This is a genomic window from Paenibacillus fonticola DSM 21315 (assembly GCF_000381905.1).
Lineage (GTDB): Bacteria > Bacillota > Bacilli > Paenibacillales > Paenibacillaceae > Fontibacillus > Fontibacillus fonticola.
Genome location: NZ_KB907247.1, coordinates 133,335 through 155,082, shown reverse-complemented (window position 1 = coordinate 155,082; position 21,748 = coordinate 133,335). Strand labels below are relative to the sequence as shown.

At 49.7% G+C, this 21,748-nt stretch carries 20 protein-coding genes and 1 riboswitch; of the genes, 6 read left to right on the top strand and 14 right to left on the bottom strand.

All coding sequences use genetic code 11. From position 1 onward, the window contains the following. Positions 1–310 precede the first annotated feature (310 nt). The 10 genes from G358_RS0104175 to G358_RS0104130 all read right to left on the bottom strand — a co-directional run bounded on the left by G358_RS0104175 (position 311) and on the right by G358_RS0104130 (position 11,070). Positions 311–1,546, bottom strand: coding sequence for a Zn-dependent hydrolase (locus tag G358_RS0104175; protein WP_019635943.1), 1,236 nt, complete (start codon positions 1,544–1,546; stop codon positions 311–313). Beyond that, a complete protein-coding gene (locus tag G358_RS29415) occupies positions 1,533–2,099 on the bottom strand; it encodes an L-2-amino-thiazoline-4-carboxylic acid hydrolase (RefSeq protein WP_019635942.1) in 567 nt (188 codons plus the stop codon). The genes G358_RS0104175 and G358_RS29415 overlap by 14 nt, the downstream gene beginning before the upstream one ends. Before the next feature lie 779 nt (positions 2,100–2,878). Further along, positions 2,879–3,586: an ABC transporter ATP-binding protein gene (locus G358_RS0104165; protein ID WP_033403793.1), complete on the bottom strand. Its 708-nt coding sequence runs from the start codon at positions 3,584–3,586 to the stop codon at positions 2,879–2,881. Between the two features lie 17 nt (positions 3,587–3,603). Then, entirely contained in the window at positions 3,604–4,380 is a 777-nt protein-coding gene (locus tag G358_RS0104160; protein ID WP_019635940.1) for an ABC transporter ATP-binding protein, read from the bottom strand. Further along, positions 4,380–5,351: a branched-chain amino acid ABC transporter permease gene (locus G358_RS29410; RefSeq protein WP_033403786.1), complete on the bottom strand. Its 972-nt coding sequence runs from the start codon at positions 5,349–5,351 to the stop codon at positions 4,380–4,382. Before G358_RS29410 ends, G358_RS0104160 begins: the two co-directional genes overlap by 1 nt. Positions 5,352–5,354: 3 nt before the next feature. Continuing rightward, positions 5,355–6,227: a branched-chain amino acid ABC transporter permease gene (locus G358_RS0104150; RefSeq protein WP_019635938.1), complete on the bottom strand. Its 873-nt coding sequence runs from the start codon at positions 6,225–6,227 to the stop codon at positions 5,355–5,357. A 60-nt stretch (positions 6,228–6,287) separates the two neighbouring features. Beyond that, positions 6,288–7,415: an ABC transporter substrate-binding protein gene (locus G358_RS0104145; RefSeq protein WP_019635937.1), complete on the bottom strand. Its 1,128-nt coding sequence runs from the start codon at positions 7,413–7,415 to the stop codon at positions 6,288–6,290. Between the two features lie 336 nt (positions 7,416–7,751). After that, positions 7,752–8,516 carry a succinate dehydrogenase iron-sulfur subunit gene (sdhB, locus tag G358_RS0104140; RefSeq protein ID WP_019635936.1) on the bottom strand — a complete coding sequence of 255 codons (765 nt, stop codon included), beginning with the start codon at positions 8,514–8,516 and terminating at the stop codon, positions 7,752–7,754. A gap of 12 nt (positions 8,517–8,528) precedes the next feature. Continuing rightward, positions 8,529–10,274: a succinate dehydrogenase flavoprotein subunit gene (gene sdhA / locus G358_RS0104135; protein ID WP_019635935.1), complete on the bottom strand. Its 1,746-nt coding sequence runs from the start codon at positions 10,272–10,274 to the stop codon at positions 8,529–8,531. Positions 10,275–10,398: 124 nt separating this feature from the next. Beyond that, entirely contained in the window at positions 10,399–11,070 is a 672-nt protein-coding gene (locus G358_RS0104130) for a succinate dehydrogenase cytochrome b558 subunit (protein ID WP_019635934.1), read from the bottom strand. Between the two features lie 320 nt (positions 11,071–11,390). On the opposite strand from G358_RS0104130, the gene G358_RS0104125 reads away from it, so the two are divergent. The 4 genes from G358_RS0104125 to G358_RS0104105 all read left to right on the top strand — a co-directional run bounded on the left by G358_RS0104125 (position 11,391) and on the right by G358_RS0104105 (position 14,364). Next, positions 11,391–12,296, top strand: coding sequence for a LysR family transcriptional regulator (locus G358_RS0104125; RefSeq protein ID WP_019635933.1), 906 nt, complete (start codon positions 11,391–11,393; stop codon positions 12,294–12,296). A 139-nt stretch (positions 12,297–12,435) separates the two neighbouring features. Beyond that, on the top strand, positions 12,436–12,801 hold the full coding sequence (locus tag G358_RS0104120; RefSeq protein WP_019635932.1) for a GntR family transcriptional regulator: 366 nt from the start codon (positions 12,436–12,438) through the stop codon (positions 12,799–12,801). Further along, positions 12,702–13,706 carry an ATP-binding cassette domain-containing protein gene (locus tag G358_RS29405; protein WP_084662658.1) on the top strand — a complete coding sequence of 335 codons (1,005 nt, stop codon included), beginning with the start codon at positions 12,702–12,704 and terminating at the stop codon, positions 13,704–13,706. The genes G358_RS0104120 and G358_RS29405 overlap by 100 nt, the downstream gene beginning before the upstream one ends. Beyond that, a complete protein-coding gene (locus G358_RS0104105; RefSeq protein WP_019635929.1) occupies positions 13,690–14,364 on the top strand; it encodes a DUF4052 family protein in 675 nt (224 codons plus the stop codon). The genes G358_RS29405 and G358_RS0104105 overlap by 17 nt, the downstream gene beginning before the upstream one ends. Positions 14,365–14,538: 174 nt before the next feature. Here the strand turns inward: G358_RS0104105 and G358_RS0104100 are convergent, their stop codons facing one another. Further along, positions 14,539–15,207 carry a potassium channel family protein gene (locus G358_RS0104100; protein WP_019635928.1) on the bottom strand — a complete coding sequence of 223 codons (669 nt, stop codon included), beginning with the start codon at positions 15,205–15,207 and terminating at the stop codon, positions 14,539–14,541. A gap of 15 nt (positions 15,208–15,222) precedes the next feature. Continuing rightward, on the bottom strand, positions 15,223–16,512 hold the full coding sequence (locus G358_RS0104095) for a TrkH family potassium uptake protein (protein ID WP_157274260.1): 1,290 nt from the start codon (positions 16,510–16,512) through the stop codon (positions 15,223–15,225). A gap of 207 nt (positions 16,513–16,719) precedes the next feature. Further along, positions 16,720–16,881: riboswitch (cyclic di-AMP (ydaO/yuaA leader) on the bottom strand. Between the two features lie 279 nt (positions 16,882–17,160). Between G358_RS0104095 and G358_RS0104090 the strand changes: the two genes are divergently transcribed. Next, positions 17,161–18,888: a CPBP family intramembrane glutamic endopeptidase gene (locus G358_RS0104090; protein WP_019635926.1), complete on the top strand. Its 1,728-nt coding sequence runs from the start codon at positions 17,161–17,163 to the stop codon at positions 18,886–18,888. On the opposite strand, the gene uvrC is transcribed toward G358_RS0104090, so the two are convergent. Further along, a complete protein-coding gene (gene uvrC, locus G358_RS0104085) occupies positions 18,857–20,785 on the bottom strand; it encodes an excinuclease ABC subunit UvrC (protein ID WP_026342044.1) in 1,929 nt (642 codons plus the stop codon). The genes G358_RS0104090 and uvrC overlap by 32 nt on opposite strands. A 196-nt stretch (positions 20,786–20,981) precedes the next feature. Further along, the gene (gene trxA / locus G358_RS0104080) at positions 20,982–21,299 is read right to left on the bottom strand and encodes a thioredoxin (RefSeq protein WP_019635924.1); all 318 of its coding nucleotides are present in this window, start codon (positions 21,297–21,299) and stop codon (positions 20,982–20,984) included. 256 nt (positions 21,300–21,555) lie between these two features. On the opposite strand from trxA, the gene G358_RS32870 reads away from it, so the two are divergent. Then, positions 21,556–21,711, top strand: coding sequence for a hypothetical protein (locus G358_RS32870; RefSeq protein WP_019635923.1), 156 nt, complete (start codon positions 21,556–21,558; stop codon positions 21,709–21,711). Positions 21,712–21,748 lie beyond the last annotated feature (37 nt).

Here is a 21,748-nt window from a genome sequence, read left to right as displayed (position 1 = left end):
ACTGTTTCTTTTATCGCTTTTTAAGGGCCAAGTGTTGAAAATTGTCATGCCAAAATGATCTATGTACCCAAAAAGGGAACACTTTAGTGATAGGGTGACGGTCTATTTCTGTACCTCATCCAGCCAACCACTCTTGTAACGGAAGTTGCACAGGAGGATCGGGTGCAGCCGGCCCCTTATTTAAGGTTTATCTTAGCATATCCCAGGATACCCCAGAGTATCCCTCAATATCCGGAGCACCTCAGTCTTGCCCGTCCTATGCTGAAGCCTTTCAATTCTGAGGGCTCTCCAATGCTGAATGAGTCTCTATTTATTCTTCATTTGCTAGCCCCAGTAAGGTGTGATACAGCACTTCCGTTCCCGCCGCGCAGTCCTCGGGAGAGCTCCACTCCTCGGGATTATGGCTGATGCCGTTACGCGAGCGAACGAAGATCATGCCCAGCGGCCATAGGGAGCTGAACTGCATTCCGTCATGGCCGGCACCGCTTACTAAACGCGGCAGGTCTGACAGTCCCGCTATTTTACCAGCTTGGGCTACGGCCTCCTGCACCAAGGGGGAGCTAGGAGACGGAGCGACTCTCTGCAGCAGCTCGACCTCCAGCTCGATCCCCAGCTGCTCGCACACCTGCTGGCTGTAGGTATGAATACTCGCCTCCAGCCGGTTTCGGTCGGCTTCATCGATATCCCGCAGGTCGAGCGAGAATTGCACTTCGCCGGGGATGACGTTTACTCCGCCTGGCAGAGTTCTGAGCTTCCCTACCGTAGCCACCGCGTTCTCATATTTCTTCGCTTCGGTATAAATATAGTTTAGAATTTCTGCTGCCGCCTGCATCGGATCTCTCCGCAGATGCATCGGGGTTGCCCCGGCATGGCCGGCATGGCCGATCAGCGTGAACTGCTGCCAGAGCGGGCCAGCGATGCCGGTCACAAGGCCTACTGGCTCATGCAAATTTTCCAGCACCCGCCCCTGCTCAATATGCAGTTCTACGTAAGCTTTCACTTCATCCGAGGGCTTCGCTGCCTCGCCGATGCGCTGCGGATCTAATCCTGCGGTTCGCATCGCATCGGCAATTGAAATTGCCTGTTCGTCCCGCTGCTCCAAATCCTCCTGCCGCAGCGTTCCAGCAACGGCCCGGCTGCCGATCATCCCTAAACCGAACCGGGAACCCTCCTCATCCGTAAATGTGATGACTTCGATCGGGTGAGCGTTCCGGATCTCCAGCTCATTCATACACTGCAGCGCTTCGATAGCAGAGAGGACACCAAGCGCTCCATCGAACACCCCTCCGTCGGGAACCGTATCGATATGGGACCCTGTCAGAACTACGGCAGCCTCAGGGTTCGTCCCTTCCCGGCGGCCGATGACGTTCCCGGCTGCATCTTCGCGTACGGCTAGCCCGGCTTCCTTCATATACGCGATAACGAGATCCTTCGCACGGGATTCATCGGGAGTAAAAGAATAGCGGGTGACTCCCCCGCTAGTCTGTTTGCCGATTTGTCCCAGCTCCATTAATCTCGCCCACAAGCGATCCTTATTGATTTCCATTCTCCTCACCCCCAGGCTCCTTCTCCGATGATTTCATCTGGAACCTAAAATGGCAATTTCCGTCTTTAAGCAAGTATTTATCATGCACAACTTCAAAATTCGGGTTGTAGCCTCTGGCAATCGCCGGATCAATCATCTCGCAGTAAAGTATTCCATACTCCTCCATGCCGTCCTTTTTCCACTGATCCCCGAATGCGCATCTTGTGAAGTTCTGCTCGATTTCAACCGGATGATATTCTGTTTCATATTCGAACAGATCGCTGCGGCCCATATCATAATTCGGCAAATAGCTGTGAATGTCGTTCGGCTGTCCGGCAGCGGCCGCGCGGCGGGCGATATCCCGGCCCCGTTCTTCGCCGAAGGTACGAACTCCCTCGCGTATCGCGTCCTTTCCTTCTTCACCAAAGCGGTCCACTACCGCCTTGGAGAGATGGGCAAACAATTTCGCCATGATTGTATAAGGAGAAACCGGCTCCAGGCTTTCGTCATGGTTCAGCTTTTGCTGGGATTCCTCTTGTAGTTTGTCTTGTTTGTCTTGTTTTTCTTGGCTCATCTTCAGACGCCTCCTCTATTAATCTATCTGTACTGACTGACTTCAGCACTAACTCATTACAGCACAAGTTGCTTTCGTTGCCATGTTATCTAGCTATATACGTTATACGTTGAACTTTTGAAATGAATGTAGATCAAGTACGCCCTTTTAGTTCATCTTACTCTGTAAGTTATCAGACACTAAGCTGTTTTACACTAAGTTGTCTTAGACTAAGTTGAGGTACACTTATGATGTTGTACACCAAGCACTCGTGCACTAAGCTGTTACATTAAGCTGTTGTACACCAAGCTCTCGTGCACTAAGCTGTTACATTAAGCTGTTGTACACTAAGCTCTCGTGCACTAAGCTGTTACATTAAGCTGTTATACACTAAGCTCTCGTGCACTAAGCTGTTACATTAAGCTGTTGTACACTAAGCTCTCGTGCACTAAGCTGTTACATTAAGCTGTCGTACACTAAGCAGACGCAGACTAAATGGAATTCATGTATCTAATTACGCTCTATACGAACGTTTCAAGGGATTAGATGGATTTTGCGTACCTAAAATCAAGAATCCTGCCCATGCTAGGCCATTTCCCTTCCTCTAACGACATGAAATCCATTTAAATTTGCTTTCCCTTCTTTACCGCAGAAACTAACTACTATAAATCCATTTACAATAACTTGAACTATTGAAATGAATGTGTGGCAAGTACGTAAAAGTTTCCTACGACCACTGTTGTACCCAGACTTCTAGGGTGATTTAAATTCATAATCACATCAACAGTCTATTTTGGCTGCTAGCCGATGCCCAAATATACCGATTTGACCACGTCGTTGTTCCTTAACTCCGCAGCCTCGCCTTCTACGACGATGCTGCCCGTCTCCATCACATAGCCGCGATGGGCGGCCGCGAGCGCCATAGTGGCATTCTGCTCCACCAGCAATACGGATACGCCTTCCTCGTTCACTTTGCGGATCGCCGCGAAGATTTCCTTCACGATCAGCGGCGCAAGGCCCATCGAAGGCTCATCCAGCAGCAGCAGCTTCGGTCTCGCCATTAGAGCGCGGGCAATCGCCAGCATTTGCTGCTCCCCGCCGCTCATCGTCCCGGCGAGCTGCTTCTTGCGCTCCTCCAGCCGCGGAAACAACTCGAACATGCCCTGAATATCTGCGGCAATCCCCGCCTTGTCGCCCCGGACATAGGCGCCGAGCTTTAGATTTTCCAGCACGGTCAAATCGGGGAATACGCCCCGGCCCTCAGGCACCTGCGAAATGCCCCGTTCCACGATCTTATGGGGATCCAGCTTCGTAATCTCCTGCCCCTCGAAGCGAATCTGTCCCTGAATGCTCTTATTCAGGCCGGAAATGCTGCGCAGGGCCGAGGTTTTTCCCGAGCCGTTCGTCCCGATCAACGCCACGATTTCCCCTGGCCTAATATGAAGATTCAGTTGTTTTACAGCCGCTATCACGCCATAATTTACGCTTAAATCTTTTATTTCCAAAATAGCCTGGCTGTCGCTTGTCAAAATTCCTCGACCTCCCCGCCCAAATAGGCCTGAATGACATCCGGATTGTTCTGAATTTCCTCCGCGCTGCCCTCGGCGATCTTCTCGCCGTAATTCAAAACAACGATACGGTCGGAAATATCCATGATCATCCCGATATCATGCTCGATCAAAATGATCTCGATGTTGAATTCCTTAGAGAGCTGCCGGATTTTCTTTACGAGCTCGGCTTTTTCCGCCGCATTCATGCCCGCGGCTGGTTCATCCAGCAGCAGTATCTCGCAGCCTGTAGCCAGCGCCCTCGCAATTTCGAGCAGCCGCTGCTCCCCGTACGGCAGGCTTCCGGCTAGAACGTCCAGCTTATGCGCCAGCCCTACTACTTCCAGGTTCCGGGTGCATTCATCAACGATGGCGGCACGACGCTTAGCTATTGAGCCACCGGCAAAAATCGATTGCAGCAGCCCCTCCCTGTTACACTCCGCATGCGCGACAAGCACATTCTCGAGTACCGTCATATTTTTCAGCAATCGCGTATTTTGAAAGGTTCGGGCAATTCCCAGACCGACCCGCTTGAAAGGCTTCAGCTTGTTGATGACCCGGCTCTTGTAAATGATCTTGCCAGAGGTCGGCTGATAGATGCCCGTCAGCAGGTTGAACAGCGTCGTTTTCCCCGCCCCGTTCGGTCCGATGATCGACAGGATCTCACCCCGGCGAACCGCCATATCCACGTTATTCAAGGCAACCAGCCCGCCGAATTTCACCGACACCTTCTCCAGCTCCAGTACGTTCTCCATCACTTGCCCTCACCTTTCCGCACCATGCCGTAGAAATTATACTTGCGGTGCTTCTCTCCCCAGAACCCGGTCGGCTTGAAGATCATCATCAGGACAATCGCGAGACCGAGCAGCATCATTCTATAGTCGCTCATATACCGCAGCAGCTCAGGGGCCAATACGAGAATGACCGCACCAAGCACGGAGCCGGGCAGACTGGCCGATCCACCCAGGATGACCATCGCCAGGATGTTGACCGAATCCAAATAGCGGAAGGCGTCAGGGCTGACGAAGGAAATATAGGAAGCCCAGAACGCTCCGGCGATGCCAGCGAAGAACCCCCCCACGGTAAAAGCGAGCAGCTTGTATTTATTCGGACGGATTCCGACCGATTGCGCCAAGGTCTCGTCCTCGCGAATGGTCAGCAGGCTGAGGCCGATGCCAGAATGGACGATGCGGTGAATGACGAAGAACGTCAGCAGCGCAAGCGCCAGAATCAAATAATAAAACTCCGTTTTGCCGCTAAAGGTGTAGCCGAACAAAGTCGGCGCGGGAATCCCCGGCAAGCCCATAGGCCCGCGCGTTACATCCACCCAGTTGACGAAGATGAGCCGCACAATTTCTCCGAAGCCAAGCGTTACGATCCCGAGATAGTCCCCCCTCAGGCGAATAACCGGAGTTCCCAGCAAAAAGCCGAAAAATCCTGCAATCACAGCAGCGGCAGGCAGCGCGATCCAGAACGAAACATGAAAATGTATCATGAGCAGGGCCGCGGAATAAGCGCCAATGCCATAGAAAGCAGCGTGTCCGAGCGCAAACTGCCCGGCGTATCCGATAATGACGTTGAGACTCATCGACAGGATGGAGAAAATCCCGATCATGATCACGATGTGCATCCAGTAATCGTTGACCTGCTGCAGCACTAAAGGCAGAACGATCAACACGGCAGCCGCTGCCCCTACGGCCGTTGTTTTTCTTAAGCTCAAGCTCATCACCTACACTTTGTTGATATCTTTTTTGCCGAGAATGCCGGACGGCCGGATCAGCAGCACAATGATAAGGATTGCGAACGAAATGACACTCTTGTACTGCGTGGAAATATAAGCGCCGCCTAGCGTCTCCACCAGCCCGAGCAATACGCCGCCTAACATCGCTCCGGGGATGCTGCCGATCCCCCCGAGTACCGCCGCCGTAAAGGCGTTGATCCCTGCCATATACCCCATCGTCGGGTATACCGCGTTATAGTAAATACCGACCATGATACCTGCACAGGCGGCAAGTGCGGAGCCGATCCCGAAGGCCAGACTGATCATCCGGTTCGTATTGATGCCCATCAAAGCCGCGTTGGTCAGGCTCATGGAGGTCGCCCGCATCGCCGTGCCAGTCTTCGTCTTCGTGACGAACAGATGCAGACCAAGCATTAGAATAAAGGACAGAATCAGAATCAAAATTTGAATTTCGGAAAACGTAATGCTGCCCAAGGTATAAGTACGGCTGCCAAACGCCGTTGGAAAAGGACGCATTTCCGTCCCCCATATTTTTTGGGCCAAGCTGATCAGAAACGTGGATACGCCCAGCGCACTGATCAAGGGAACGATCCGGTCAGCCATGCGCAGCGGCCGGTAAGCGAACCGTTCGATCAGAATTCCGATCCCCGAAGTTACGACTGCCGACAGCAGAAATGCGAGATATAACGGCAAATCCAGTTCTTTCATAAAAAAAAGCCCCAGGAAACTGCCCATCATGAAAATATCGCCATGCGCGAAGTTCACGATTTTCAGGATGCCATAGACCATTGTATAGCCGAGCGCAATCAAGGCGTAAATCATCCCGATCGTCAATCCGTTGGTTAGTTGTTGAAGGAGCATAGTAACATCCTTTCAAAGCCAGGGAGCAGGATTGAAATTCAGTCCTGCTCCAGATAGCGCTTATTTATAAAGTTCGAACTTTCCGCCTTGCACCGTCAGTTTCGAAGGAATCGTCTCAACGTCGCCGTTCTCGTCAAAGCTCAGCACGCCAGTCGCTCCTTTGTAATCTTTCAAGGTTTCCAGGTAAGTCTTAATGCTCTCTCTGTCTGCGCCCTTCTCTTTAATCGCCTCGATGACCACCGAAGTAGCGACATAGGAATAAGCTGCGTAGGTATCCGGCTGGCTGCTGTATGCCGCCTCATAATCTGAGGCAAACTTTGTCGCCTCTTCATTGTCGCCGCCCGGATAGAAGAAGCCAATCAGCTTGAAGCCTTCCACAGAATCTCCGCCAAGTTCAAGCAAAGCTTCGGAATACAGGCTATCGACGCCGATAAAGTCAACGTTCAGGTTCAGCTTCTTGGCCTGCTGCGAGATCAGAGCCGCCTCATTATAGAAGCCCCCGATAAAAATAGCCTCTGGCTGCTTGTCCTTAATCTTTGTCAGGATCGTGCTGAAATCCTTGTCGCCAGGGTTATAGGCTTCGGCTGCAACAACCTCGATATTGTTGGCTGGAGCTGACTTTTGATAAACGTCCAACAAGCCTAGACCGAAATCAGATTGTTCATAAATTAGGGCAACCTTGCTGTATCCAAGCTCCTTGGACCAGTTTGCCAAATAATCGGCTTGGAACGCATCCGTCGTAATGACCCGGAAGGTGTATTCCCCAGCATCCGTTACGCCAGGCGCACTGGAGGACGGAGAAATTTCGACGATTTTGTTTTTGTTGTATACAGGCGCCGTGGCCAATGTAGCCGAGCTGTTGAAGTGGCCAACGACAGCCAGAATGCTCTTATCCGATACGAATTTGTTCGCTACGTTGACAGCCTCGTTGGAGTCGCCTTTATCGTCCTGTACGACGATCTCCACCTGCTTGCCGTCGATTCCACCTGCGTCGTTGATTTGGGCTGCGGCCAGTTCAGCGCCATTTTTGAAGGCCTGTCCATATTGAGCCTGCGTGCCGGAAATCGGTGCCGCAAGACCAATTCGAATTGTATCACTCTTAGCCGACGATCCATCGTTTGCGGCGCATCCGCCCAATAGACCGACAAGCAATCCTGCCAATATAACTACCAAAAAAGACCTCTTCATGTTGATCCCCCTCAAGTACTAAAATTAATCCTATAAGTTAAGTATGAATTTTATTATAGGTGATTTTTTCGAAAAAGCAACAGTTAATTTTATATCATCGAACACACTTTGACATTATCAAATTCAAACCATATTTTGGGAACCAATCTTTTTGAAACAATTTGAAACAAAAGGATACTATTTAAACAGCTTTCTTTCCCACTGTCGATAATCGTCACCCCTGTCAAAGTATTTCTGCAGTAAAAAAGGACTTATCCCTTGCACCTCATCAGTGCGGAATAAGCCCTCTATTATTGTTTTTTGGTTTGGACAATACAATCGCAATACAAACGCAAGTTACACGCCTAACCAGCTTTTAAACATATGCTTCGTCGTTGCTTTGTTCATCTCGGCGATAGACGTCGTAAGCGGGATGCCTTTCGGGCAAGCGCGCACGCAGTTCTGCGAGTTGCCGCAGCCCTCGATTCCGCCGTCGCCCATCAGCGCGTCCAGACGCTCTTCCGCGTTCATTTCGCCTGTCGGATGCGCATTGAACAGCCTTACTTGCGAAATCGCTGCGGGGCCGATGAAATCGGTCTTCTCGTTCACGTTCGGGCAGGCTTCCAGGCAGACGCCGCAGGTCATGCACTTGGACAGCTCGTATGCCCACTGGCGCTTCTTCTCCGCCATGCGCGGGCCTGGCCCCAGATCATACGTCCCGTCGATCGGAATCCAAGCTTTGACACGCTTCAGCGCATTAAACATGCGGCTGCGGTCAATGACCAAATCCCGAACAACCGGGAACGTCTTCATCGGCTCCAGCCGAATTGGCTGCTCCAAATTGTCGATCAATGCAGCGCAAGCCTGACGCGGCTTGCCATTGATTACCATCGAGCAAGCACCGCACACTTCCTCCAGGCAGTTGGAATCCCAACATACCGGAGCCGTGTCCTTGCCATTCAGATTTACCGGGTTACGCTGAATTTCCATCAGGGCGCTAATTACGTTCATGCCCGGACGGTAATTCAGCTCGAACTCTTCCGCATAGGGAGCCGAATCCGGCTTGTCTTGGCGCGTAATAATGAATTTCACCTTCTTGGCCGTTGTTTCCGCTGTAGCCATGACATTCCCCTCCTATTTTTCCTTCGAATAATCGCGAATCCGCGGTGGAATCAGCGAGACATCCACTTCTTCATACGAAATTTGCGGTCCTTCCGGCGTCCACGCCGCCTTCGTCGTCTTCAGGAACTCCTCGTCATTTCGATCCGGGAATTCCGGCTTGTAGTGGGCACCGCGGCTCTCATTGCGCAGCAGTGCGCCTAGCGTCATCGCTTCCGCGAGCTCCAGCATGTTCCAGAGCTGGCGGGTAAACGCAGCACCGGCGTTATTCCAGCGGGACGTATCGTTAATGTTAATATTTTGATAACGCTGCTTCAGCTCTTTGATTTTGCCAATCGTCGCTTCGAGCTTATCATTGTGGCGAACGACCGTCATGTTATCAGTCATCCACTCGCCAAGCTCCTTATGGATGACATACGCATTCTCGGTACCGTTCATCGCCAGCAAAGCCTCGAACTTGTTCTCTTGCTCCTTGCGGTTCTTCTCAAAAATCGCCGGGCTAAGATCTTCCGCCGACTTCTTCAACCCGCGAATGTACTCTACCGCCTTCGGCCCGGCCACCATGCCGCCATAAATCGCCGATACGAGCGAGTTGGCTCCAAGCCTGTTCGCCCCGTGGTACTGGTACTCACATTCACCGGCGGCAAACAGCCCCGGGATATTCGTCATCTGGTTGTAATCAACCCACATGCCGCCCATGGAGTAGTGAACTGCCGGGAATATTTTCATCGGGATTTTACGAGGGTCATCCCCCATAAACTTCTCATAAATCTCAATGATGCCGCCAAGCTTAATGTCCAGCTCCTTCGGATCTTTATGGGACAAATCGAGATACACCATGTTTTCACCGTTAATGCCGAGCTTCTGCTCTACGCAGACGTTGAATATTTCCCGGGTGGCAATATCCCGAGGCACCAAGTTGCCATAGGCTGGATATTTCTCCTCAAGGAAATACCATGGCTTGCCTTCTTTATAAGTCCAGATCCGTCCGCCTTCACCGCGAGCCGATTCTGACATCAAGCGCAGCTTATCGTCGCCCGGAATCGCCGTCGGGTGAATTTGAATGAACTCCCCATTCGCGTAATGAACACCCTGCTGATAGACGGCACTCGCCGCAGTACCTGTATTGATAACCGAGTTCGTCGTTTTTCCAAAAATAATCCCCGGGCCGCCCGTCGCCAAAATCACGGCATCGGAAGCAAAGGTAACGACCTCCATCGAGCGAAGGTCCTGGGCCACGATCCCGCGGCAGACGCCTTCGTCGTCCAGCACCGCGGACATAAACTCCCAGCTCTCATACTTCGTCACTAGACCTGCAGCTTCATAGCGGCGTACCTGCTCATCGAGCGCGTACAGCAGCTGCTGCCCCGTCGTCGCTCCGGCAAACGCCGTGCGGTGATGCTTCGTTCCCCCGAAACGGCGGAAATCCAGCAAACCTTCCGGCGTGCGGTTAAACATAACCCCCATCCGGTCCATCAGATGGATGATGCCTGGAGCCGCTTCACACATCGCTTTAACCGGCGGCTGATTCGCAAGGAAGTCTCCACCGTATACCGTATCGTCAAAATGCTCCCATGGGGAGTCGCCTTCGCCCTTCGTGTTGACGGCACCGTTGATGCCGCCCTGCGCGCAGACGGAGTGCGAACGCTTGACCGGAACGAGGGAGAACAGATGTACCTGAGTCCCGGCCTCCGCCGCTTTGATCGTAGCCATGAGCCCAGCCAGCCCGCCGCCTACGACGATAATGCTTTGTTTAGCCATATATGTTTCAACTCCTAAAAGTTTTGTTGAGCTATACTTCCCAGGGTTACTTCGTAACAAAACTTGCTTCGGAAGCATCTACTTAGTTTTGTTCAGCATTACTACATCATTTAATTGATCAATCCTAGCTGACAAACAACTTCAGCGTCTGCAGCAAAGCCGTTCCTTCCGCAGCAAATTCCACATTGCGGAATGCAAACAGCGACCAAATAAACATCACGGACACGATCACAAACAGCCCCATGAAAATGTTCGAAGAAACGCGCTGCGCACGCGGGCCGACCGTAATTCCCCAGCTAACGAGGAAAGACCACATGCCGTTGGCAAAGTGGAACGAAGCCGCGATCACACTAATTACATAAATAATGAAGAAGATCGGCTGCATAACGATCCCGTGCATCAATGAACCAACCTCCTCGTGCGTCACTCTACCCAATGCAACTTGTACACGAGTCTCCCAAACGTGCCAGATAACGAACGCAAATACGATAACCCCGCTAATCCGTTGGAGCAAATAACGCAGGTTACGTTCATTGCGGAATCTGCCATTGTTCGGCTTCGCTTGAAATGCGATATACATGCCGTATACGCCATGATACAGCAAAGGCAGCCAAATAAATAACGCTTCGATAACAACAACAAGCGGCAGACTATTCAGAAGTAAAACGGCATCTGTGAATCCCTGTCTCCCGCCTTCAACGGCTGTAAAGTTCGTAATCATGTGTTCCAGAATAAAAAAACCTAGCGGAATGACACCCAGGAGCGAGTGCAGCTTTCTGGAATAAAACCCTTTCATAAGTGCGTGTTCCCCTTTCTCGTTTCCATCGTTCCCTATTCGACAACATCATTCAACATTGGCCACCAGGGAAGTATATGATATATCCCACATAAAAACAGCCCTATTCACATGTGAATTTGATAACATGTGAACATCTTGTGTCACTTTCAATGTTACTCCTTTTTATCTTATAATGGAATTGCAATATACGTATTAATAGTTATAACAAATATGCATAACAGTGGCGATAACAGTATAAGGCTTCCATATCAATTGCAAAAATTTTATTTCTATATCAATTTCATATATTACACACAACAATCGGGAGGGACTCACCTATGATGGAGGATTTACTCGTATTCACTACGGTCGTCGAACAATCCAGCTTGAACAAAGCTTCAAAGCTGCTCAATTTGTCACAGCCAGCACTATCGCGAAAAATAGCCAAACTAGAAGAGGAGTGGGGTGTTGCGTTATTTGACCGGAAGGGAAAGCGGCTTGAATTAACCCGCGTCGGTCAGGAGGCATATATTTATGCGCTGGAACAGCGCCAGCGCCACCAGCATTTTCTGCAATCAGTCTCCCGCTTCAAAACGGCTGAACGCAGAGTCGTTACGCTAGGTGCGAGCCTGACCACAATCCAGACGACGCTTCCTCCCCTCGTTACCGCTTTGATGAACAAGTCACCGGATATTGAAGTGAAGCTCGTCACCGGCAAAACCCATGAGATCGTCTCCTACGTCCGGGATAAAAGGGTCGACCTTGGGGTCGTCGCTTCCTCCATCTCCGAGCAAGGACTGAAATGCATTCCCTTGTTCCAGGATCACTTACAGTTGGTCGTGCCGAGGAGCCATGCGCTGGCCACGGGTAGACCGGCTGTCATGGAGGATTTAAACGGTCTGCCGATGATTATTTTCTCCAAAGGGACGTGGTACCGTAAATTAATAGACGACCTGTTCGGGCGCTACAGCATTATACCTGACGTCCGCATGGAAATCGATTCCTTTGAAGCAATTGTCCGCCTCGCGCCAACTTGCCGGGCAGCCGCACTTCTGCCGCAGTCGTACCTCAGGCCCCAGCTGCTGAAGGACAATGATCTCGCCGCAATGCCGATGAAAGAGCTGGAGCAGACGAGGCGAGAAACCTGCCTGATTTACAGCAGCACTTCCGAGCTGACCCAGGAAACAAAGGAATGGATCAAGGACATTAAAGGCAGCCTGATCGATGCATTAGAGTTGGAGTAATAGTCAACAACAGCAGTCGGAATGCTCGGCTGCTGTTTGTTGTATTCTCGCTTCCCTATAACTAACGAAGTATTGACAATAATTGCAAATGGTTCTATGGTTAGTTACATAAGTAATTAACCAAAGTGGGTGTGTGGATATGGCCTTACTAAACGACGATGGCCGCCCGATATTCCAGCAAATCGCAGAGAAGATTGAAGACGACATTATTGAAAACCGGCTCCCTGAGCAATCCCAAGTGCCTTCCACGAATCAGTTTGCGGCTTTCTACCAGATTAATCCTGCAACAGCCGCCAAGGGCGTTAACCTGCTAGTTGACCAGGGAATATTGTACAAGAAGCGGGGGATCGGCATGTTCGTGGCGGAAGGAGCCCGTAATGCTGTGATGGAGAAGCGGAAACAGCAATTTTACGAGCATTACGTGATCACGATGATTCGCGAGGCTGCGAAACTAGGCATAACGACGAAGCAGTTAACCGAAATGATTATGAAAGGAGATGCTTAAGACTGGATTACACACTGAAATGCCATCAAATTTCTAAAAAATACGGAGACACCCAGGCTGTCCACAATGTTAGCGTCGATTTTGAGCCCAATGCGATCCATGGGCTGCTGGGCCCGAGCGGCGCGGGAAAAACGACATTCCTTCATCTCATCTCCGGCCAATTGTTCCCGGATCAAGGATCCGTTACGGCAGACGATCATCCCGTTCATGAAAATCCGGACATCGTCCCCCATATCTGCTTCGCCAAATCTGTAGAATATGCTTGGAGCGAATACAAGGCCCAAGATATCCTGAAATTCTGCTCCCTGCTCTACCCGAGCTGGGACGCCGATTTTGCCGCTGAGATGCTGGGCAGGTTCAGCATTCCTCTAAAACAAAAATACAAACATTTGTCACGGGGAAACCAATCGCTGCTCGGCATTGTTAAGGGCCTTGCCAGCCGCTGCCCGATCACACTGCTTGACGAACCGACGCTCGGGGTTGACGCGGAGAAGCGCGAAGCATTCTATGAACTGCTCCTGCGTGATTATAGCGAGCATTCGAGAACGGTGATCCTGTCTACGCACCTGATTGATGAATCCGCCGATCTGTTTCAATACATTACGCTGCTGCAGAAAGGGACGGTCACTGCCCACCGGGAAACGGAGGAATTCGTGGCCCAAGCCCGCTATCTGCAAGGGAATTCGCAGCATTTGGGGGCCTACCTTGGGGATGCAAGAGTCCTGAATTCAAAGTCCCTTGGCAGTGTAACGAGAATCGCCTGGCTAGGCCCCATCGACAATGAGCAGTATTTAAGAGAGCAAGGGATCGAAATAAGCCCAGTTCCCCTGCAGAAGCTATTCGTCTATTTAACCCGCCAGGAGCAGAAAACTTCGGAGGTGCCTGTCCATGAAAACATTTCGTAGGCAACTCGCCTTTCATTGGTACGATAATCGCAAGCGCTTATTATTTTTTGGAGCTATTGTATTGTTCCTTGATTTTTGGCTGCTTGCCGGATACGGCATATACGAGCCTGAAAATGCCTTGCCACTAGTGATGAATAACAATTTCGCGGCAATTTCCATTTTCACCGTACTGATCGCTTATATCGCAGCCGCCAATTCCTTCCCATTATTGATGGGCTTCGGCTATACCCGCAAGCAATTTTATTGGAGCAGCCTTATATACTTCGCTGCATTCAGTACGGCGATTTCTTTTGCACATACCTTGCTTATAGCCTTGCTTAAGCTTCTGCTTCCACTGCTCGGCTTCAATCTGGATAATGTCGTCGTATCATTCGGCCCGCTGTGGTATTCGCAGACAGCAGCTTACTTCCTCCTGGCGATGATGGTGTTCCTGCTGAGTACGATGATGTATCGATTCGGCATTCTATCAGGGGCCGGCTTGATCGTCATTTACATTTTAAGTTTAAATATTTACGGGACGAACAACCCTACCCTCATCGATGCAGCGGCCAAAACCTTTGTGGATATTATCCCGCCCCATTACGCGATCGCAGTGTCTTTGGGCATCGCCCTTATTTGCCGGCGGCTGTACCGGAGCGCCGATGTAAAAACCTCCTAGAACAACGCAAGGAAGCAGCGGGGCAAACACTAGATAAACAGTGGACAAACAGCAGGACAAAAACGAACGCAAGAAGCAGGTAAACTGCAAGCAAACAAGTAACAGCAAGACAAACAGTGAAAGCTGCACGCCCGATTCATATTCGAGCTGCAGCTTCCTTTGATTTGACCACCGTCACTCGCTCTCGCTAATGACCGCTTCAAATTTATCTATATTGTCATTGGAACCAATCAGCACCATAATATCGCCACTGCTCAAAATATCCATCGCCGTCGGTGCGACTATTACACCCGTTTGCTTATGAAGAGCCACTACACTACAGCCGTAATTTACGCGCGGATTAATCTCGCCAAGCGTTTTTCCGACGAGGGAGTCCGGTACCCTCAGTTCTACGATGCTGTATTCTTTGGACAGCTGGATATAATCCAATAAATTAGGCGTAACTAGCTGATGCGCGACGCGGACGCCCATATCCCGCTCCGGGAAAATTACCCGATCCACGCCCAGCTTCTCCAAAGCTCTGCCGTGGAGCACGGAAATCGCTTTGGCAACGACGGTCTTGATGCCCAATTCCTTAAGTTGAATAGCGGCCAGTATACTCATCTGTATGTCGCTGCCGATCGCCACGATACCGCAATCGAAATTACGGACGCCAAACGATTTAAGCACTTCTTCATCCGTTGCATCCGCCACGACAGCATGGGTTAAATAATTGCTCATGTCGTCTACAACTTCCTCATTCAAGTCCACGCCAAGAACCTCATATCCCAAATCCATTAATTCCAGCGACAGACTGGAGCCGAAGCGCCCTAAGCCGATCACCACAAACTGTTGTTTCATCATTGAATGGTCAATCCCCTATCCTATAATCATTTTCCCTTCGGGATGGCGATATAACTCTTTACCCTTTTTCGGTCCGAGCGCATATGCTAATGTCAGAGGTCCTAGGCGGCCGGTAAACATCATGAAGGATATAATAAGTTTGCCGACATCGGTCAAATCCAGCGTTAACCCCATCGATAAGCCTACGGTAGCAAACGCAGAAGTCGTCTCAAACAGTATGCTCAAGAAGCTAGCCTCTTCCGTCGTCGACAGCACCATAGCAACAGCAATAACAAGAAACAGTGCCAGCATCGTAATCGTTACCGCCTTGAAAATCCGCTCCTGGGCCAGGCGGAAACGAAACAGTACCAAATCATTACGCCCGCGAATCATGGAGAACACCGCCCCTACAAGAATCATGAACGTTGTTGTTTTGATCCCGCCCCCCGTGGAGCCTGGCGATGCACCGATGAACATCAGAATAATGATGAAAAATTGCGAGGCCTGCCGAAGCGCGCTAATATCGACGGTATTCGCCCCAGCTGTCCGCGAAGTAACCGATTGAAAGAACGAGCCCCATATTTTCCCGCTCCAATCCAACGAACTCAGCGTCTTCGTATTCGTAAATTCAAATATTAAAATAACTGCAGTACCTATAACAATAAGTGCGCCTGTCATCGAGAGAACAACCTTGGAATGCAGCGACAATCGGCGGCTGCGGCGAAATTCAACAAGATCGGACAATACGACAAAACCAAGACCTCCTGAAACAATCAAAAAGATCGCCACGAAATTGACGATGGGATCGCCGACATATCCCGTTAAGCTGTGGAACTCTCCGAACAAATCAAACCCGGCGTTGTTGAACATGGAGACTGCATGGAAAATTCCATAATACATAGCTCTTCCAAGCGGCATATCGAAAGCCCAGCGAATCGTAAATAGCACAGCAGCGCTCGCTTCAATAATTAAGGAATACATCAGTACCTTGCGAATAAGCCGCACGATGCCTTCCATTGAATTTTGATTCATCGCCTCCTGCAGCAAAAGACGATCCCGCAGCGAAATCCGCCGTTTAAACACAAGAGAGAACAGCGTAGCCATCGTCATGAACCCAAGGCCCCCGACCTGAATGAGTGTAATAATGACAATTTGGCCAAACGTCGTAAAGTAGGTTCCTGTATCGCGCACAACAAGACCTGTTACACAGGTCGCAGATGTAGCTGTAAACAATGCATCAATGAACGGAAGCGGCTCCCCGGTCGCATTGGCAAGCGGCGTCATCAATAGCAATGCCCCGGTCAAAATGATTACCGCAAAACCCATTACCAATATACGTGGGGGAGATAATTTGAACCAGTGTGATACCAACGCGTTCACCTCTTCTTATGCGTAAATTGACTTTGTCGTCTTTGAGTATGGACCATCTTCACAACATCTTCACAACATTTTCACCACATTCACTACACCACATTTATTATGAGCACTTTGACAAAAGAAAAAAGCACTGGAATTCCAGAGCCTTTCGGATATGGTTCCTGTTGCAATACGCCTCCGAGGTTAGCTGACGGATTCGGGCATGCACAGTTGCCCTATTCGCTCCTTACGCCGGACTTGCTTGTCCAGGCAGAGTCGAAATTCACCCCTATAAATTGGTTCCCCCGTTTTCCTGTGGAAATTCGGCTTGTATTATTTTTTTCATTAATTTTCATTTCATTTTCATTCCATCTCTATGAATTGGATTATAAGCTTAAATACCGTTGATCACAAAGCTCTATTTACCTGAAAAAACACTGAAAATGACCTATTCAGGGTGATACACAGCTTATCGCCGTTCTTTCTCTGAGCCATGCTGTATTTTTACAGCATTATTGCGTATTCTCTGTCATCTTCCATCTCGGTTCTGGCGATTGCTTAGGGCTTATGGTATCTTTACTTTGGTAACCATTAACATTATTGCAAAGGGGTTTTTTAATGAATTCCGTCTTTTCTTCGTCAGGACGAGTGCCTAAGCAAAGTACGCTATGGGTGCTGGCAGGTATCGGCCTCGTCATTTTTACGCTCTTGCAGATTCTTCCTATGACCTCGCTTGATTCTCTGGGACAAATTCAGAAAACAATTACGAAGCAGCAGGCGGAGAAAGCAGCTGCAGAGTTTGCTATATCCACATTTGACATAACTAATCCACCCGGTAAAGCACTAGTTACATATGATAGCCAGTCGAACATTTACGGTTATTTAGTCCGTGAAAAGGTCATGGATACTTACTTGAAAACTTATAACGAGCAGTTTCCTTTAGAAGTATTTCGCGTTCGCTTTGACAATGCGGATGGTACCCGCAGTACCCTGACGGTAGACGTTAATTTGTCAGGCGGCAAAGTGGTTGGGTTTGAACGGTTTTCCACTTATAGCAATACCGTCAAAGAACAACTCCTGAAGCTCGGCTGGGAATCTGTTGAAAGTCTGTTAAGCCTAGAGGGGGATTTGTCCCTGGCAGACAAAGAACGTTTGGCACAGCCTTATTTCAGTACATTTGGTTTCGAGCACGCAGACCTGAAGGCAGTCAGTTCCGAAGGAGAGCTCGGCCTCGTTTACAAGGTTGCAGGTTATGATGTGGGGCAATCCCAAGGATTTATCAAATTCAATTATGAATTTGGAACAGTCTCCGCCGTGCAAACTTATTTTGAACCTCCTGCCGCTCATATGACTTATGTAAAAGACCAGAAAAGTCTGGCTGGCTGGTTCTTTTGGATCGGCTACGCCCTGTTCACCTTTATTCTCGGCATTTTAGCCATCATCTTCAGCGTAAAGACACGTCCGTTCTCTTCTTTTGTACGCGGTATAGTTCTTTCCTCCATTTACTTTATCTTTTCCATGGTAGGAGCGCTAAATTTGCTGCCGTATTTACAAAAAGATGGATTTGATCCGGCTGCCCTCATTGTCGGTTTCGTCATTCAGGGATTGCTGACGCTGCTTATATCCGCCTCTATTTATTTTTCGCTGGTTGGCGGCGACGGATTGTGGCGTAAGCAAGGCATCAATTTGTGGGGGCGCGCCAACGAGGCAGGATACGGACAGTCCGTCGTATATTCAATGCGTGAGGGTTATCAATGGGCGCTTGTTTTGCTCGGCTTACAGTCGATCATCTTTTTAATCTTCGAAAAATCATTCGGAGTCTGGTCAACGACAGACGCTGCGCAATCACCTTACAACATGGCCTATCCATTGCTGCTTCCTTTACTTGCCTGGGTCGCCGGGATCGGCGAAGAAGCGGTGTACCGCTTGTTCGGCATACCGATGCTAAAGAACATATTCCGCAGTACGTTCATCGCCTGTTTCTTATCATCGCTGATCTGGGCGTTCGGACATTCGCTGTATCCGATATTCCCTGTCTATTCTCGCCCGATTGAGCTTACCTTGATCGGACTAATGTTCAGCTTTATCTTTTTGCGTTACGGCTATATTACAGCGATGTTCACGCACGTCATTTTCAACAGCATTCTGATGTCGCTTAGCCTGATATTCATGGGCGGCGCTCTCAACTGGTCAGCGGGCCTGTTCTATATTGCACTGCCAGCCCTGGTCGCCTTTGTAATTTACCTGTTCAATCCCCCAGGCCGAGGCCGGCCGCAAAATAGGCCGGTGATACAACAAAAAGAGGAGCCGCAATTTACGACTCCTCATCCCGAAGGGCATTTATAATTTGATTGGCGAGCTTGTCGCCGATCGACAGAGGCCGGAAGTCTTCGACTGAGGCCTCTTTTATTTTTTTGAGCGAACCGAAATGCTTCAACAGCATTTTGCGCCGCTTCTCCCCAATTCCCGGTATCGCATCGAGCCGAGAGGTCACCATCGATTTCGCCCGCTGTTCACGGTGAAACGTTATCGCAAAGCGGTGAACCTCATCCTGAATCCGCTGCAGAAGATAAAACTCCTGGCTGTCGCGCGGCAAATGCACCGGCTCTGGCGGATCTCCTACCATCAGTTGCGCGGTCTTATGCTTGTCATCCTTAACGAGACCGCAAACGGGAATGTACAGGCCCAGTTCATTTTCCAGCACGTCCACGGCGGCGGAAATTTGTCCCTTCCCGCCGTCCACGACGATAAGATCCGGCTGCGGCAGGTTTTCTTTAAGCACCCGCTCATATCTGCGGCGAATGACTTCGCGCATCGTTTCATAATCATCGGGTCCTTCGACGGTGCGTACTTTGTATTTCCGGTACTCTTTTTTCGCTGGCTTTCCATCCATAAATACGACCATGGCCGATACGGGATTCGCCCCTTGAATGTTTGAGTTGTCAAACGCCTCAATTCGTGACAGCGACTCAATTCCAATGGATCGCCCCAAATTTACGGACGCTTTGGAAGTCCGTTCCTCATTGCGCTCAATAAGCCGGAATTTCTCCTCCAAGGCTACGTGCGCATTCTCCTCGGCCATCGCAATCATTTGCCGCTTAAGACCGCGCTGCGGCACCAGCGTCTTGACGCCAAGCCATTGCTGCAGTTCCGCTGCCCCGTTAATTGCATCCGCCGGTTCATGGAATGAATCGGAGCCAGCCACAGCAGAGGTTTCTGAAGTATCAGAGGTTACTTTTTCTGATTCCTCTGTATTAGCCTTGTTCGATTTCACGCTGGCTTCCGGATTGTCCGGCAGCAAAATCTCCTGCGGCACTGCCGGATTGTCGCTATAGTATTGTGTCACATACGACAAAAAATCCTGATAAGCTTCGCCGTAAAATGGAAATACAGACGCATGCCTTTCGATCATTTTGCCCTGGCGCATATACAGAATCTGCACACACATCCAGCCTTTATCAACCGCATACCCGAATACGTCGCGATCCTTGGCATCGGACATCGTTATTTTCTGCTTCTCCATCAGCGCGTCGATGTTCATAATTTGATCGCGAAGCTCCTTGGCCCGCTCGAAATACAGTTCCTCGGCCGCTTCATGCATTTTGCGCTGCAGCTCTTTCTTGATCTCTTCATGTCCGCCGCTCAAAAAAGAATGGATCTCTTGCGTAATTTCATCGTACGCTGTCTCCGGCACTTCCTTGACACAGGGCGCCAAGCATTGGCCCATGTGATAGTACAGGCATACCTCCTTGGGCATCACGTTGCACTTACGCAATGGATACATCCGGTCAAGCAGCTTCTTCGTCTGCTGGGCTGCATAAGCGTTCGGGTAGGGACCGAAGTACTTTGCTTTATCCTTTAGCACCCGCCGGGTAACTTCAAGCCGCGGATGGGGCTCGTTCGTAATTTTTAAATAGGGAAACGTCTTGTCGTCCTTCAGCAATACGTTATACCGGGGATGATGGGTTTTAATCAGATTACATTCCAGAATGAGTGCTTCCATATTGCTTGCCGTAACAATGTATTCGAAATCGCGGATTTCAGAAACAAGCCGCTGCGTTTTACCGTCATGACTGCCCGAAAAATACGAGCGGACGCGGTTTTTCAGCACTTTGGCTTTACCGACATAAATGATCGTTCCCTGGTTGTTTTTCATCAGATAGCAGCCCGGCAAGTCGGGAAGAAGCGCCAGCTTATGGCGGATATTGTCCATCGCCTTTTCCTGATCCTGCAATTGCTGCATTTGCTCTGATTGCTGTAATTGCTGCGGCTTTTCGGATGCCTGTGAATCATTAACCGTTGGATCCACGCCGTTGTCCCCCTTTCCCCTAAAATGGCTAACGCGGTATGGCTAATGCCAACATTACACAGAAAACGCCCCCGGAAATACCGGAGGCGCGGGAAAAGCACTTACCTCTTGCACCAATCTTACACCTGTATTACTGGTGCTTGGCGATCAGGCTTTTCAGAGAATCTTTCGAGTTCACACCGACAACTTTATCGACCGGTTGACCGTCTTTGAAGAGAATAAGCGTCGGAATGCTCATCACGCCAAAGCGGGATGCTGATTCCGGATTGTCGTCAACGTTCAGCTTGGCGATTTTAACGGAATCACCTAAATCAGCCGCCAAATCATCAAGAATTGGGGCAATCATCTTACAAGGTCCGCACCAAGGGGCCCAAAAATCAACAAGGACGGTACCTTGGCTTTCCACTTCGCTATTGAAAGTTTGATCGGATACGTTAACGATAGCCATTTAAAATCTCCTCCTTCATGTTAAAGCACGCATAACATGTTTTGCAACATGATTTGTGTTGTTATTCGTTGACAGCAAAAATAAAAATTAGCGTCATTCAAAGTATACCACAAATATATAGCAAATGAAAAATAGTACCCGCGGCTTCTCCTTTACAAAATGTTTAACGATTGGTTATACTAATAATAACCCAAAAACGTTTTGTCTATGACGTATTTCACTGATAATGATTATTTTTCAAGGAGGCCCCGTCGCCATGGACGCAAATACACATGTAAACGACCCGCGTGAGCATATTAACGAAGAACCCCGCAACGACTTGTTTGATTTGATGAATGGATTTTTCGGCATGTTTACGCTAATGGCTATTATTTTCTTTGGAATGGTCATCTTCAAGTTTCTTGCCAGCTAAGAAACTTCATGACCTGCAGCACGAGGGCCACTTCATG